Annotated in this window: 11 protein-coding genes and 1 pseudogene; 4 read left to right on the forward strand and 8 right to left on the reverse strand. The window is 48.0% G+C overall.

All coding sequences use genetic code 11. The annotated features are described in order from the left end of the window. Nucleotides 1-382 precede the first annotated feature (382 nt). Both BST96_RS03905 and BST96_RS03910 read left to right on the forward strand, forming a co-directional pair. The gene (locus BST96_RS03905) at nt 383-2,800 is read left to right on the forward strand and encodes a heavy metal translocating P-type ATPase (RefSeq protein WP_085757437.1); all 2,418 of its coding nucleotides are present in this window, start codon (nt 383-385) and stop codon (nt 2,798-2,800) included. A 91-nt stretch (nt 2,801-2,891) separates the two neighbouring features. Then, entirely contained in the window at nt 2,892-4,187 is a 1,296-nt protein-coding gene (locus tag BST96_RS03910) for an MFS transporter (RefSeq protein ID WP_085757438.1), read from the forward strand. Between the two features lie 160 nt (nt 4,188-4,347). On the opposite strand, the gene BST96_RS03915 is transcribed toward BST96_RS03910, so the two are convergent. After that, nucleotides 4,348-5,226, reverse strand: coding sequence for a hypothetical protein (locus BST96_RS03915; RefSeq protein ID WP_206045394.1), 879 nt, complete (start codon nt 5,224-5,226; stop codon nt 4,348-4,350). After that, nucleotides 5,157-5,393, reverse strand: coding sequence for a hypothetical protein (locus BST96_RS20660; RefSeq protein ID WP_206045395.1), 237 nt, complete (start codon nt 5,391-5,393; stop codon nt 5,157-5,159). The genes BST96_RS03915 and BST96_RS20660 overlap by 70 nt, the downstream gene beginning before the upstream one ends. 207 nt (nt 5,394-5,600) lie before the next feature. Between BST96_RS20660 and BST96_RS03920 the strand changes: the two genes are divergently transcribed. After that, on the forward strand, nt 5,601-6,830 hold the full coding sequence (locus BST96_RS03920; protein WP_085757439.1) for a GGDEF domain-containing protein: 1,230 nt from the start codon (nt 5,601-5,603) through the stop codon (nt 6,828-6,830). On the opposite strand, the gene BST96_RS03925 is transcribed toward BST96_RS03920, so the two are convergent. The 3 genes from BST96_RS03925 to BST96_RS03935 are packed head-to-tail and all read right to left on the reverse strand — an operon-like array spanning nt 6,796 to nt 9,382. Further along, a complete protein-coding gene (locus BST96_RS03925) occupies nt 6,796-7,692 on the reverse strand; it encodes an isocitrate lyase/PEP mutase family protein (protein ID WP_085757440.1) in 897 nt (298 codons plus the stop codon). The genes BST96_RS03920 and BST96_RS03925 overlap by 35 nt on opposite strands. Before the next feature lie 43 nt (nt 7,693-7,735). After that, nucleotides 7,736-8,182, reverse strand: a complete 447-nt coding sequence (locus BST96_RS03930; RefSeq protein ID WP_085757441.1) for an acyl-CoA thioesterase — start codon at nt 8,180-8,182, stop codon at nt 7,736-7,738. A gap of 57 nt (nt 8,183-8,239) precedes the next feature. Beyond that, complete coding sequence (locus BST96_RS03935) at nt 8,240-9,382, reverse strand: iron-containing alcohol dehydrogenase (RefSeq protein ID WP_085757442.1); 1,143 nt, start codon at nt 9,380-9,382, stop codon at nt 8,240-8,242. Between the two features lie 216 nt (nt 9,383-9,598). Between BST96_RS03935 and BST96_RS03940 the strand changes: the two genes are divergently transcribed. Then, entirely contained in the window at nt 9,599-10,249 is a 651-nt protein-coding gene (locus BST96_RS03940) for a YfiR family protein (protein WP_085757443.1), read from the forward strand. 5 nt (nt 10,250-10,254) lie between these two features. Here the strand turns inward: BST96_RS03940 and leuC are convergent. The 3 genes and pseudogenes from leuC to BST96_RS03955 form a co-directional block, all read right to left on the reverse strand. Further along, nucleotides 10,255-11,666: pseudogene (gene leuC / locus BST96_RS03945) on the reverse strand (3-isopropylmalate dehydratase large subunit). A gap of 48 nt (nt 11,667-11,714) precedes the next feature. Continuing rightward, nucleotides 11,715-12,551, reverse strand: coding sequence for a phosphate/phosphite/phosphonate ABC transporter substrate-binding protein (locus BST96_RS03950; protein WP_085757444.1), 837 nt, complete (start codon nt 12,549-12,551; stop codon nt 11,715-11,717). 174 nt (nt 12,552-12,725) lie between these two features. After that, nucleotides 12,726-14,585 (reverse strand): hydantoinase B/oxoprolinase family protein, encoded by a 1,860-nt coding sequence (locus tag BST96_RS03955; protein WP_085757445.1) that lies wholly within the window; start codon nt 14,583-14,585, stop codon nt 12,726-12,728. Nucleotides 14,586-14,599 lie beyond the last annotated feature (14 nt).

Consider the following 14,599-nt stretch of genomic DNA (forward strand, 5'->3'; position numbering starts at 1 on the left):
AGAGAACTCCACCAGGGATGCTTTTAGTTATCACGCGATACTGCGCAGTGTGGCCAATCTAGACCTTAAAGCATAGTTCAAGGTCAACACCCCAACCTCAGGATATTGCTTTATCGATGAAATAGGGCCAAGCAGACTATAGCATCGCCGTTTTAAGCCAATCAGAGATGACATCGTAGGGTGGATTATAATCCACCAAACCCAGCCAGCAGCTCGTATCACCGGTGGATTATAATCCACCCTACAGGCTTAGTGCCCCAGACAACAATTGGCGAGATGGGAATGACGTAGTAAGCTCAAAATTGAAAAAGCTTGACCTTAAACCCTACTTCAAGGGTGAGTATCGCCAACATTGCCAGATTACCCCCTGAGGAATTGAACGATGAGCGAAGCCCTGAGCACCGAAAGTACCGGACCCTTAAAGGTCAAAATCACCGGTATGGACTGCGGCGGTTGTGCTATGACGATTGAAGACAGTATCCGCAAACTGGAGGGTGTCAGCAGTGCCAGTGTCAGCTTTACTACTGAAACCATGGAAGTTGAAGGCAATATTGCCATGGACAGTATTGAAGCCCGTTTAAAAGAGCTGGGCTACAAAATCAATAGTGATAAACCACAAACCTATGCCGAGCTACCAGACCACCGCGGTGCTGCGGGCTTTGCGCGCTTCTTATGGGAGCAACCCCCTCTGCGGATGGCTGTCTGTGTGGCCATTGCCGTTATCCTTGGCATAATCACCTTAAGCGGTATGGACCCAATTAGGGGTGTAGAACCTCTGGATGCTGTATTTGCCGCCGCCGTAATAATCTCTGGTGCTCCGGTTTTTCTTAAAGGTTTTCGTGCATTAATTTTCGCCAATCGTATTACCATTGATTTATTGATGGCTATCGCCACCGTCGGCGCCCTGGGTATTGGCGAGTACGGTGAAGCGGTTACTGTGATTTTATTATTTATGTTGGGCGAAGCACTGGAAGCCTATAGTGCCGAGCGCGCCCGTGACTCACTGCGCAGTCTGATGGCTTTACAGCCACAGGAAGCAACAGTGCTTCAAGCCCATAGCGATAACCATAGCGATCATAAGCACAGCGAGTCTTGCAGTGATAACGACCACGAGCATAAGCCCAGTGTTGCCCACACACATAACCATGATGACCACAGCCATACTGCGCAGCATGCTCACGGCCATAACCATGAGCAGGGTGAAAACTGTAGTGGCCATGATCACCAGAGCCACGATCAAGGCGATCATGACCACACTGTAGTTATGCCCGTTGATCAAGTACAAATCGGTGACCGAGTGCTAGTTCGCCCCGGTCAGCGTATCCCTGTCGACGGGGTTGTTATCAAAGGCTTATCCTCCGTAGACCAGGCCCCGGTTACCGGTGAAAGTGTGCCGGTGGTTAAAGATATTGATGATACTGTTATGGCCGGTACCGTTAACGGTGAAGCCGCCCTTGAAATTCGCTCCACCAAAGTGGCCGCAGAAGGCACCATTGCCCGTATCGCCAAACTGGTAGAACAAGCTCAGGCACAACGCAGCCCCGCTGAGCGCTTTATTGATCGCTTTGCTCGCTGGTATACACCAACAGTCGTGGCTTTGGCGACATTGGTCGTGTTAATTCCCGTCTATGGATTTGGCCAGCCCTTAATGACAGAAGGCGAAACCACCGGTTGGTTATATCGCGGCCTGGCCATGTTAATTATTGCCTGCCCTTGTGCCTTGGTTATTAGTATTCCTGTCACCGTTGTTAGCGGCTTAACTCGCTTAGCCAATCTGGGCGTACTGGTTAAAGGTGGCGCACAGCTAGATCGTATGGCCGATATCTCCGCTATCGCTTTTGATAAAACCGGCACACTCACTTATGGCAAGCCTCGGGTAACCAATATTCGCAGCTTGCAGTGCTCACACGATGCCGCCAATGATGACAACTGCAGCAACTGCGACAATGTTGTAGCGATAGCGGCTGCGGTTGAGCGTTCTTCTGAACACCCTGTTGCTCACGCTATTGTGGAAGCAGCACATAACCGTTCCGGTGTAGGCCACCTTGCCGTAGCACAGGCTGTGCAGGCGCACCCCGGTAAAGGTGTTAGCGGTGAATTATCCGGTGATAAAAAAATCACTGTCGGAACCGGTGATTTATTTAATACCGAGATGGAAGGCTGGGCAGATATTGCCCCCCATGCGGAAGCCGCTCGTGATAAAGGCGAAACCGTTATGTATGTATCAGAAAACAATAAAGTGATTGGCTATATTGGCGTACACGATGAAATTCGTGAAATCACTCCCGAGGCTTTATCCCAATTATCACAAATGAATATTCGCAAAGTGATGTTAACCGGTGACCACCTAAAAGCCGCCAATCGCGTTGCCGATAGTATTAATGACATTGATGAAGTTCACGCACAGCTAATGCCGGAAGATAAATTATCGGCAATTGAAAAAATTCATACGGATCACGGCGCAGTGGCCATGGTCGGTGACGGTATTAATGATGCCCCCGCCCTCGCCCGTGCCGATATCGGTATTGCTATGGGCGGCGGTGGTACGGCCCAAGCCATGGAAACCGCCGATGTGGTATTAATGCAAGATGATTTACAGGATGTATCACTAGCCCTGCGGGTAGCACGCAAGTCACGCACGATTGTTAAACAGAATATTGTGTTAAGCTTGGTGCTTAAAGTGTTGTTCTTATCATTAGCTATTCCTGGTATTGCTACTTTATGGATGGCAGTACTGGCCGATGTAGGTGGCACACTTATCGTTACCTTGAACGGCATGCGTCTGTTACGCGAAAAGTAAATTGCAGGGTGGATTACAATCCACCAAAACCAGCGGCGGGAAAGGTGGATTATAAGCCACCCAACGAGAGTCAAAAAAAGAGAACAATAATATGGCAAACAAGCTAGGCCCCATTTATTTAGCTGAAGGGGTCCTACCCCGCCACGTTTTAGCTTACCTGTTTGCAGCCTTTGTCAGCATTGGTCTGTTTACTTATCTGGTCATTTTAACCCCGTATATCCTGCGCCATAATATTGGTGCAGATCAATCCAACTTTGGCCAGATCACCGGCGACATTCAATTCTGGCAGGAAATTTTAGTACTCTGTGTGATCGGCTGGTTTGGCGCATTATCCGACCGCTGGGGGCGACGCCGGGTTTATATTATTGGTTTTATCCTAATGGGCTTTGCCTATGCCACCTATGCCTTCGCCACCACCATTCCAGAACTGATTGCCTTTCGTTTAATTTTTGCTTTAGCGGTCGCCGCCAATAGCGCCATGCTGGCAGCCGTTGTTGCCGACTACCCCGCCGAACAATCACGCGGAAAACTAGCCGCCACCTCTATGCTACTGAATGGCTTGGGCGCTACCTTTTTTAGCGGTGCTTTAGGTTCCTTACCGGATTATTTTTTACAGTTTGCCGAAAATGAAATATGGGCAGGCCGCTATGCCGCTCTATCCATTGCCGCTATCGCCTTTTTTGCTGCGTTTGTTATGGTCGGTTTAAAACCTGGTTTACCGGCCAATCAAAAACCCAGTAAAGCATCGGTTCTGTCATTAATGAAAGAAGGTTTTTCCGCCGGTAAAAAAGCCCGCATCGGTGTATCCTATCTGGGCTCTTTTGCCGCTCGCGCTGATATGTCGATTATCACTTTATTTCTGATTTTATGGGCGACTATTGCTGCAACCAATGCAGGCATGTCCGCAGCCGAAGCCACCAAAATAGCCGGAATGAAAATGGGTATCGTCATGGCCTGCTCTGTTTTCTGGGCACCAGTGTTTGGTATTCTTGCGGATAAAGTGGATCGTTTAAATTTATTAATCGTTGGCTTTTTATTAGCCGCTATCGGTTATGGATGGGTTGCAACACAAGCGGATATTTTATCGTCTGCGGCTATTCCGGCATTGATTATGATGGGGATTGGTCAGTCCAGTACTATCTTGTCCTGCACAGTCATGTTAGGTCAGGAGTCACCGGAAGAATTAAGAGGCAGTACCTTTGGTATGCAGAGCTTTTTTGGCGCTATCGGAATTTTAATGATTTCTGTGGTCGGGGGAAGGCTGTTTGATAATGTTGGGCCTTATGCGCCGTTTTATGCAATTGCTGTTGCCAATGGACTCGTATTTGCGGTTGGCTTCATGGTCCGGCTAAAGGAACTAAAAAACACCTCACCGGCAACCACGTAGGGTGGATTACAATCCACCAAACCTACCCATAGCAGTCAAAACCGGTGGATTATAATCCACCCTACGGGCAGCTCGGGAATGGATTAATCAAAGAGCGAAACAGTAGGTCCAGCCCCGCCTTCTTGGCGAGGATAAGAATATTTAGGTGAGCACCGTGGGTTTAGCTAGTAGCTGAGTTATTACCACGCAAAGATTTAAATAATGCCGCTATTCGCAGAATTAACCACCCAATCAAACCAATGATTATCAAGCCAAGATACTCAACCACCGCAATCCTTGGCACTTCGGCAATCTCAGCCCAGCGGCCGGAGTAGTAAAATACAATGCCGCCAATATAAAGCAGGGCAAAACCCCAGCGCGCCAGTTTCGACAAGCCCAATCCATGCATCTGAGTGATAATAAAGATCGTGATAAAACCAAAGAAAAATTGTGCCGGTGTGCCACCCTGGGGGTTATCACCCTGATACACCATCCAGGCTACCATGGTGCCATGGACGACCACCAATAGCTCCATAGCCAGTGTCCACCATTTGTTGGTATGGGTACGGGTAAAAAACAGGCTGCCCTGCAACAGAATCAAAATGGTATAGAAGGTGCCTAACAGATGACCGCTGGTGACCTCGATAGGGTGATACCAGAAGGTATAAATTAATGCCCAGGAAAAGTAATAGCCGTGGTATTTGCGCAATGCTCTGGCCACTTCTTTCATAAACGGCATCTTGGCGCCAAACACCACGCCGCGGCGCTGGTTTTCAATCAGCAGGATCATAATCAGCATAATGACCACCGAGCCCATAGAGGTCAGGATATGAACATCCTGGGCCAGGCCATCGTAGGCCACTTTGGTTTGCAGAATATGCAGGCCAATAAAACCGGCATTAGCCAGCAAGGCCATCACATTGACCTTGTGCAGGCCACTTACATATTTGAGTTTGCTCTTCTGGGCATAATAAATCAGGCCCCAGATGGTTACCTGGTGCAGCGCATACCCCCCCAGGCCGTAAACCGTGTCCAGAAGGTGGGCTCGGCCAGTTTCCACTCATACCAAAAATCACCCTGATCAGGAGGCAACACAAAACCCTCATCATAGGGACCCAAACCGATAATCACCCCCATAATGGCGACGCAGGCTAAAACGCCCCACCACAGGTTATAGGGGTACTCTTTCGTTTCTACGGAGGTGGTTGCGCTAGTATTTTCGCTCATTGCCAGGTTACAACTCTTAGATTCAGATAATTAGTGCAGATAATAGACGATTTTGCTTTTGATAGTTTTAATACCGGGGCAATTTTTAGTAAGTAATTGTAAAGTTTGGGCCCCTATAGTCTCGCCCCTATATCCAGCCTCATTAAGCCATAAATCAACTATACTAAACCTTATAACCTAATAGTCACTGATAACTCATTGAACTGAATGCCTTTAACGCTAAAACCCTTATTACGCCTGACCTTGCCTCTGCTGGTATTAGCCCTGTCTTTTTACGCTTTGGGCAAAACCCCGCTGATTAATAGCAACTATCTGGAGCTGCTTGGCTTGCTGCCCTATATGATTTTCGCCGTGGTATTAGGGCTGGCGCACTATTTTAATCGCTCACGCTTCTTCTCAGCAGCACTGCTATTAACTACCGCCTATTGGTTAATCCAAAGCCATTTGCAAACCTCTTTAACTGAGCTTTACCCGCTGTATTTTTATACGGCCCTCAGCCTGCTCTTACCTCTGGGCTTATTATTTCTGGCGGTTTTACCTGAGCGAGGTCTATGGAATATGCATGGCATATTGCCGCTATCCATTACGCCGCTGCTAGTCCTTATGACCTATACCGCCAGCCTGCAATATAGCCAGCAGCAGCTAAGCGACTTTACCGGGTTCTTTGCTATCAAACCCTATTCAGGCTATGTCTTATCGATCTATGCCAGTCTCGGTTTTCTGGTATCGCTGTTACTGGCTCTGGTGATGCTGCTTATTCGCAACAACGAGGCCGAGGCTAGCTTTTGCGCCTGTATTATTCTCGCCTATGTCACTCTGGCAGGCTTTGACCAACCGTTAATTTCCAGTATCTTATTTTCCGCTTGTGGCCTGACTCTGGCAATTGGTTTGCTGCGTAACTCTTTTGAGATGGCCTATCGAGATGATCTAACCGGTTTACTGGGGCGCAGGGCTTTTAATGAAAAAATACGTGGGCTTGGCAAGCAGTACTCCATCGCCATGATGGATGTGGATCATTTTAAAAAATTCAATGATACCCACGGCCATGATGTTGGCGACGATGTATTAAAAATTGTTGCCAACCATATTGCGCAGGTCACCGGCGGTGGCATTCCCTACCGCTATGGTGGGGAGGAGTTTTGTGTGATCTTTCCAGGCAAGAAGATGAAGCCCTGCGTGCCACATCTTGAAGCGGTTAGAGAGGCTATTGCTGATTACAGTATTAGCTTGCGTGATAAAACGACTCGGCCAAAAAACTCAAAAGAAGGTGTGACGCAACGCGGCAAACCAACAAAAAAGAATACCGTCTCGGTCACTATCAGTATTGGTGTTGCGGAGAAAACCGAACACCAGACCAACCCCGAACAAGTACTTAAAGCCGCGGATAAAGCCCTTTACAGAGCTAAGCAAAACGGGCGTAATTGTTTGGCGCGTTAGTCGTAGCGCCCCACTTCTTTTCAAATGCATGAATTTGATCAAAACCAATATCGCTACAAAACTGCTTGAACTCATACATAGGAATATTCTCGGTTTCGCATACTCCTTCGCTCTTTAATGTTCGGTAACTTTTTTCAATCGCCTCTAACATCACCAGAGGAGCCATAGCAGGATAGATTGCCATGGCATAGCCCACCTGCTTCAATTCATCGACCGATAACATCGGTGTGCGGCCGCCATTAGACATATTAGCCACACAGGGTTTATCGATAGCGGAACAGAAGCTCGCCATTTCTTCTGGCGATTCGGGGGATTCAAAAAATAAAATATCCGCGCCAGCCTCTGCATAGGCATCCATACGACGCATAGCCTCATCGAAACCATAACCGGTTCTGGCATCGGTACGAGCAATAATTAAAAAGTCATCTGAGGCCCGGGTATCGATAGCCACTTTAATTTTATTGACCATATCCTCTATAGGAATAACGATACGGTGCGGTGTATGGCCACACTTTTTAGGGAACTCCTGATCCTCAATTTGCATGGCACTTATACCTGCCTCCTCATAGCCCCTTACGGTATGCGCCAAATTAATTAAACCACCAAAGCCGGTATCGGCATCGGCAATCACCGGAGCAGAACTTTTTTTCACCATTTTGGCAAAACGATTAACAAAGTCGGTATAGGTAGCCAGGCCAGCATCGGGGATACCCTGATCTGAGGCAACATTCCAATAGCCGGAAGCGTACACTGCATCAAAGCCTATTTTTTCTACCATTAATAGCGACATCATATCGAAGACGCCGGGGGCCGCTATAAACTGGCCGCTGTCTATTTTTTGTTTTAAGGATGCATCTGCCATGCTGTTCGCGCCTTATTGACTGTAAATAATGGATTGGAAAGCGTTAACTAGAAAGTGTCACTTCAATTTTTTGCATATTTTTACGCATGCTATCGGGAATTTTTACCGGCTTGTTAGAAATACGATCCACAAACACATGAATAAAATGGCCGAAGGCACAGGCTTGCTCTTCGCCATCTTTAAAAATACCAATGCCATATTGCACTGAGCTATTACCCAGGCGATCAATTCTCACACCCACTTCAATTTTATCCGGGAAGGCAATCGGCGCTAAGTACTCACAACCGGAGCTAACAACAAAGCCGATAATATCGCCGTTATGCATATCCAAACCGCAGTGGTTAATTAAAAAGGTATTTGCCGCGGTATCAAAGTACGAATAATAGGTCACGTTATTAACATGACCATAAATATCATTATCCATCCAGCGGGTGGTAATGGGATAAAAAGCTTTATAATCGTTGCGGGTAATATCTACTTTGGAAGCCATAGTGTTTGCCGTTTTTTAATCGTAGTGTTTGCCGTTTTTTTATAACGAGGTGGGGGATTAGTACGCCGCTTGATAAATAGCCAGAGCATCATCTCTGGAAACGTCTCTGGGGTTATTCACTAATAGCCGCTGTTGCAACATGGCATCATCTGCCAGCATAGGCAAATCAGCCTCGGCAATATCCATCGCCTGTAAACAATTGGGCAGCGCGACTTTATCAATAAGCTGTTCCATATAGTCGATAAACCCGTCGCAGCCCGATGCCTGATTGGCTCCCGCCATACAAGGTAATAGCTCAGCATAAAGCTCACTGGCCTGAGGTGCATTAAAGCGCAGCACATGGGGCAATACCAATGAGTTAGATAGGCCATGGGGGATATGGTAATGGCCGCCGAGGGGGTAGGCCAAAGCATGCACAGCGGCTACCGGTGAATTGGCAAAGGACTGCCCCGCCATCATCGCACCCAATAACATATTGGCACGGGCTTCAAGATTAGAGCCATTGTGTACCGCTTCCAGAATATTGGCAGACATCAGGCTCAGTGCCTGTTTGGCTAACATATCGGAATAAATATTCTTCTTATGCTTGCTGGTAAACGCTTCAATAGCATGCACCATAGCATCAATACCGGTTGCCGCTGTCACATGAGCAGGCAGGCCAATGGTCAGTTGTGCATCTAACAGCGCAATATCGGGCAGTAGCTGCTTAGAGATAACCCCGGTTTTAGTGGTGGCTCCCGTTGTGATAATAGAGGTGGGGGTTACTTCGGAGCCAGTGCCCGCCGTTGTTGGTACTTGAATCAGCGGCAGGCGTTTGCCCTGCACATTGCCAATACCATACATCTCACTAATGGGCTGTTCTGAAATTGCCATTACAGCGATCAGCTTGGCCACATCCATGGAGCTTCCGCCCCCCAGGCCAATCACACCATCAATTTTTTCTGCCCTGGCCACCTCAACCGATGCGAGTACCAGCGCCTCTGGCGGGTCGGCCTGTACATCACTATAAGTAAAAGTACTTATACCGGAATTTTTTATGGCAGTAATAATAGGGTCAGCCATCCCGGTTTGCATAATACCCGGGTCGGTCACCAACATAACCCGTTGCATATTGAACTCTCGGCAGTATTCACCGAGTTTATTGGCAGCACCAATCTCGCAGATAACTTTATTGGCGGTGATAAACTCGAATGTATTCATGGCTAAACCTTTTTATTGTTGTCAGGTTGACGGGTAAACCTAGTAATAAGCCATAGTATCACCACCAGGAGGCTTTACTGAATAGAACTCTGGCTGGCTGTCACCCAGGTGACAGCTGTGATTAAACCTCACTGAAACGAGGTATTAAGTCGGCTAATGCACTAGTATTGAACTATTATAAACTTAGCTTACTAAGCGTCTATTTATTTGAAGAAAATGATTCTCTGGTATGCATTCAAGGAATTAGCAAACAGCGTGGCCATGCTGGTGACCTGCGCTGCATCCCCTCGTCGATATATTCTCCCATCCCGCATGGCCTTATTGCTTGCCCTTGTCACTATAACGGCAAGTACCTCCAGTCTCGCTGAGCAACATACCAATATCGCAGAGCTAAGAGCTGCCTATTACTTCAATGCGCTTAAATTTACCCGCTGGCCGGTTGAACAATTAGACAGCCAAAGCCCACTCAATATCGTGCTGGTAGGTAGCGATTCAGTAAGCGATATACTGGCACAAAAGTTACCGGACTATTTAATCCACGGCCATAAACTCTCGGTTAGCTCCTTAACCGCCGAACAGGCCAATGGGCAGAGCAACAAAGACTTGCTGGATAAAGCCCATGCTATTTATTTTGCCGAGAATACCGAGGACAAATACCCCTATATTCTTGGAAATTTAAAGCGACCAGTTTTAACCGGCAGCAGTATCGAGTCCTTTGCCAATCATGGCGGTATGGTGGAAATTGCTTACCGGAAGCAATCTCAAAAACTGGTCTTTCATATCAATACGGACAACCTTAAACAGTCCAATATTTCTATCAGCTCCAAACTGATGAAAATCTCCAATATTGTTACCGACCATCAATAGACCGTTTATAGCTCCCGCACATCAACAAAACGCCCGGCAATGGCCGCCGCGGCAGCCATTGCCGGGCTGACCAAATGGGTGCGGCCTTTATAACCCTGACGCCCCTCAAAGTTGCGGTTAGACGTCGAGGCACAACGTTGCTCTGGGCCTAATTGATCCGGGTTCATGGCATTGCACATCGAGCAACCCGCTTCGCGCCATTCAAAGCCCGCATCGAGAAAGATTTTATCCAAGCCCATGGCTTCTGCCTGCTCCTTCACTAAGCCTGAGCCCGGTACAATCATCGCCCGCTGTACGGATGAAGCGACGGATTGCCCCGCCACCACCTCAGCAACCGCTTGCAGGTCTTCAATTCTGGAATTGGTACAAGAGCCGATAAATACCTGATCTATGGTTAAATCGGTAATTTTGTTACCACTGGTCACGCCCATATAGTCAAAGGCCGTACGCCAGTCTTCACGCTGCACAGCATCTTTGGCCTCTTCCAGGCTGGGTACGATACCGCCAACCGGCACTACCTGATCCGGCTTGGTACCCCATGTGATATGGGGCTGGATATCGGCGGCATTTAGCTGCAATACCTTGTCGAAGTGGGCACCTTGATCGGAGTGCAGTGTTTGCCAAAGTTGCAGGGCCTGGTCCCAGTCATCGCCTTGAGGGGCCGCTGCCCGGCCTTTTACGTAAGCCTCGGTGACCTTATCAAAGGCGACCATACCGCTTCGAGCTCCCGCCTCAATGGTCATATTGCAGAGCGTAAACCGCGCCTCCATCGACAGGGCTGCCACGGCTTCACCCGCATACTCAATGGCATAGCCGGTACCACCGGCGGTGCCTAGCTGGCCAATAATATACAGCGCCATATCTTTAGCGGTGGCACCTGCTGGCAACTCGCCATCTACCCGCACTTGCAAGTTCTTTTGTTTGTTGGTCATCAGGCATTGGGTGGCCATCACATGCTCGACCTCTGAACTACCGATACCTTGAGCTAAAGTCGCTAAAGCTCCGTGTGTTGAAGTATGTGAGTCCCCACAAACTATAGTCATCCCCGGCAGGCAAAGACCACTCTCAGGACCAACAACATGCACAATACCCTGCTCTTTGTCGGTGATTTTATATTGCTTAACCCCCACTCATCGCAGTTATTATCCAGAGTGATTACCTGGATTTTGGCCATATCATCTTCAATACCCTCAGCCCCCAAATGATGATTTTCAGTAGGTACCTGATGGTCTGCGGTGGCAAACATGGTGTCTTTGCGCCATAACCCACGGCCCTCATTACGGAGCCCTTCAAAGGCCTGTGCCGAGGTCACTTCATGGATAAGGTGGCGGTCGATATAGAGTAGTGCGGTACCGTCTTCACCAGTTTTTACGCAGTGAAGATCCCAGAGTTTGTCATAGAGCGTTTTTGCAGACATAGCGTAGTTGACCACCAGTATTGACCGAAAGATATATCATTATGACATTTATTGATCAGAACTGAAATCCTGCTTAAGCGCTTTCTCTACATCCCCGGGTGAGATGGCAACAAAGCGGCCAAAATTAAAATGCTCGATAAAGCGAGTCACCCGCTCATCAACAGGGTTGGATAACAGTGCCTGCTCAAGCGTTTTTAGCTGGGCATCTGAGACACAGGAACCCGCATAGAGAAACAGGCCGTTGGTTCTACCCATCTCGGCCACCTGAACCAGCTTTTCCCTAAATGTGGGTTGCAGCCAGTCCATCGACTCTCCGATAACAAAGGCAGCGTCAAAGCGGTCCTGGAACAGCCCCATATAGACATCACTAGGCGACACGACCGAACTTAGCTCAACCGCTTCCAGCAGCCCTGCCTGACTTAGCCGTTGTTGTGCAATCATGGCCTCAGTAGAGTCCCTCACGGTACCTACTTTTTTATCGCGCAGTTGCTCCATAGAGCGGATTGTCGAGCTTTTCTCAGTGATCAGTAAAACTCTGGCTCCCGGCGTTCTTATCACCGGCCTTAATTCTGGTTTAGCGTGCACCACATTGAGCATGGATTGGGGGACAAGTACCAAATCAGCGGAATTCTGGCTAAAGCCATGTACCGATGCGGACCAGCCATCAGTAAAAAATAACTGCGGTTTTTTCCCTAATGACTCGGCCATAGTGGCAAGAAAAGGCTTAATCACGGATAAATAATCTTCGCTGCGCTTAACGGTGGATACCGTCAACCGCAGGGTATCAGTACACTGCGTTTGGGCTTGGGCCAATGCTAAGTGGGGAACAAACAAAACCAGGGCCAAAACCCATAACAACGGCTGTTTTAATCTGCTCTTGTACATCGAAAACTTAACTCTCAATTAAAATTTAGGCCACTCGCTATGAGTGCTGCACAGCGCCACTGTAGCACTGGCAAAAGCAACAGTTAAGACCAGCATCGGCCAATATGCCAATAGCAGGTATAAAAAAACCACTTCAATATCACTATTGAAGTGGTTTGTTAAGCCGCTAAAAACTTATCTGAAAACAGGCGCCTCTGGAGGCTCAAAACCGGTTTCTTCTTTACAGCGTGCTTTGATTTCTTCGATAGTGCCACCGTAGTTAAACAGTGGAATATCATCGCCACGCTCGGCAATCAGCTTATCACGCAAGGCTGTAGTCGCAGCCTCATCCACGGCACCATCAGTAACAACAACGCCATAACGCTCTGCACCTTTGGCAGTAACCAGACCGCGGTTAACATCATCCATAACCAACTGTGGATCACGGGCATAACGATCACCCCAGCCACCGCCGCCCCAGGTATTGAAGTAAAGCAGGTCGCCCGCTTTAACGTGAATACCTTCGCACTTGGAAGGAATAAACTCTTCGCTGCCATCGACACGAACCAGCTTCTTGGTTGAACGCATACCGGTCTCGCCACCTAATACACCCCATGGGTACATTAACCAACGCTCATCGTGAATACCGATTTCACCGTCACATAAGAAACGGTAAGCAACACTTAAGCCGTTACCACCACGGTGCAAACCAGCCCCTCCTGAATCAGGGATGGTTTCGTAGTTTTCAATCCGCAGCGGGAAGTACGACTCAATAAATTCGTTAGGTACGTTAGTAAAACCGGGCCATAGTGAGTGACCGTCAGGGCCATCACCGATAGGACGACCGGGGATACCACCAAAACCAATCTGGAATAACTGGAACCATTCGCCGTTGTCGTCATAACCTGAATAGAACAGGTGTGGCGAATCAGAGAAGCCCGCAGCGTTAAGCATTTGCTCTGGAGCACCCATACCCAATAACGCGCCAAGGATATCAAAGATACGGCCCAGTGCGTGAGTACGGCCGGAAAGAGCCGCTGGAAATTTAGGCTTAAGCAAAGTGCCTTCTGGAATACGAACATCTACCAGGTCGTAGAAACCATCGTTAAATACGATATGGGGATCAACAACGTTAATAGTGAATGAACCGAAGAACATTTTGAACATATCTTCGTTCAGGTAAAAGTTAACCGAGGTCTGTGCCTGTGGGTCAGTGCCTTCAAAATCGAAGATCGCTTTTTCACCTTCACGCCACATAGTACATTTGATTTTGTAGGGACCCATGCCCTTACCATCATCACACAGATAATCTTCAAAAGAGCGAGGCTCTTCCGGGATAAAGTTCTGGATAATATGACCCATGGCTGATTTGTTACGATCCAGCATAACGCCCATGGCAGTGTGCAGGATATCGTCATCAAAACGTTCAGTCAGTTCCAGAACACGCTTGGCTGCGGTGTTACAAGCAGCAACCAACGCGTTTAAATCGAAACGGTTCCACTGTGGGGTACGTACATTGTGCAGAATTAATTCCAGCACGTCGGATTGCAACTCACCTTTTTTATACAGCTTGGTCGGTGGAATACGAATACCTTCCTGATAGATATTGGTCGCTTCGATGGGGATAGAACCCGGCACCATACCACCGTTATCTGACATATGACCAAACATCGCAGACCATGCGATATGGCGACCATCTTTAAATACAGGTACCAGCACTAACCAATCTGGTAAGTGAGATACAGCGGCGTTACACATATAAGGGTCGTTAGTTAACAGGACATCGCCCTCTTCCAACTCACCGTCATACACTTCCATAAACGGACCAATAAAAGAACCAAACTGGCCAACGACCATTTTGCCTTCTTTATTCGCGATCATTGGAAAACAGTCACCCTGTTCACGAATACCCGGAGACATAGCCGTTCTAAATAGAACCGCGTCCATTTCTTCACGGGCATTTTTTAAGGCGTTTTCGATAATATCAATCGTTACGCCATCGACCTCAACTTTCTGAAGAGGCGAGCTGTTGGTTTCAATAATTGTTGCAGGCATTGTTATTCTCCTCT

The organism is Oceanicoccus sagamiensis (genome assembly GCF_002117105.1).
Lineage (GTDB): Bacteria > Pseudomonadota > Gammaproteobacteria > Pseudomonadales > Dasaniaceae > Oceanicoccus > Oceanicoccus sagamiensis.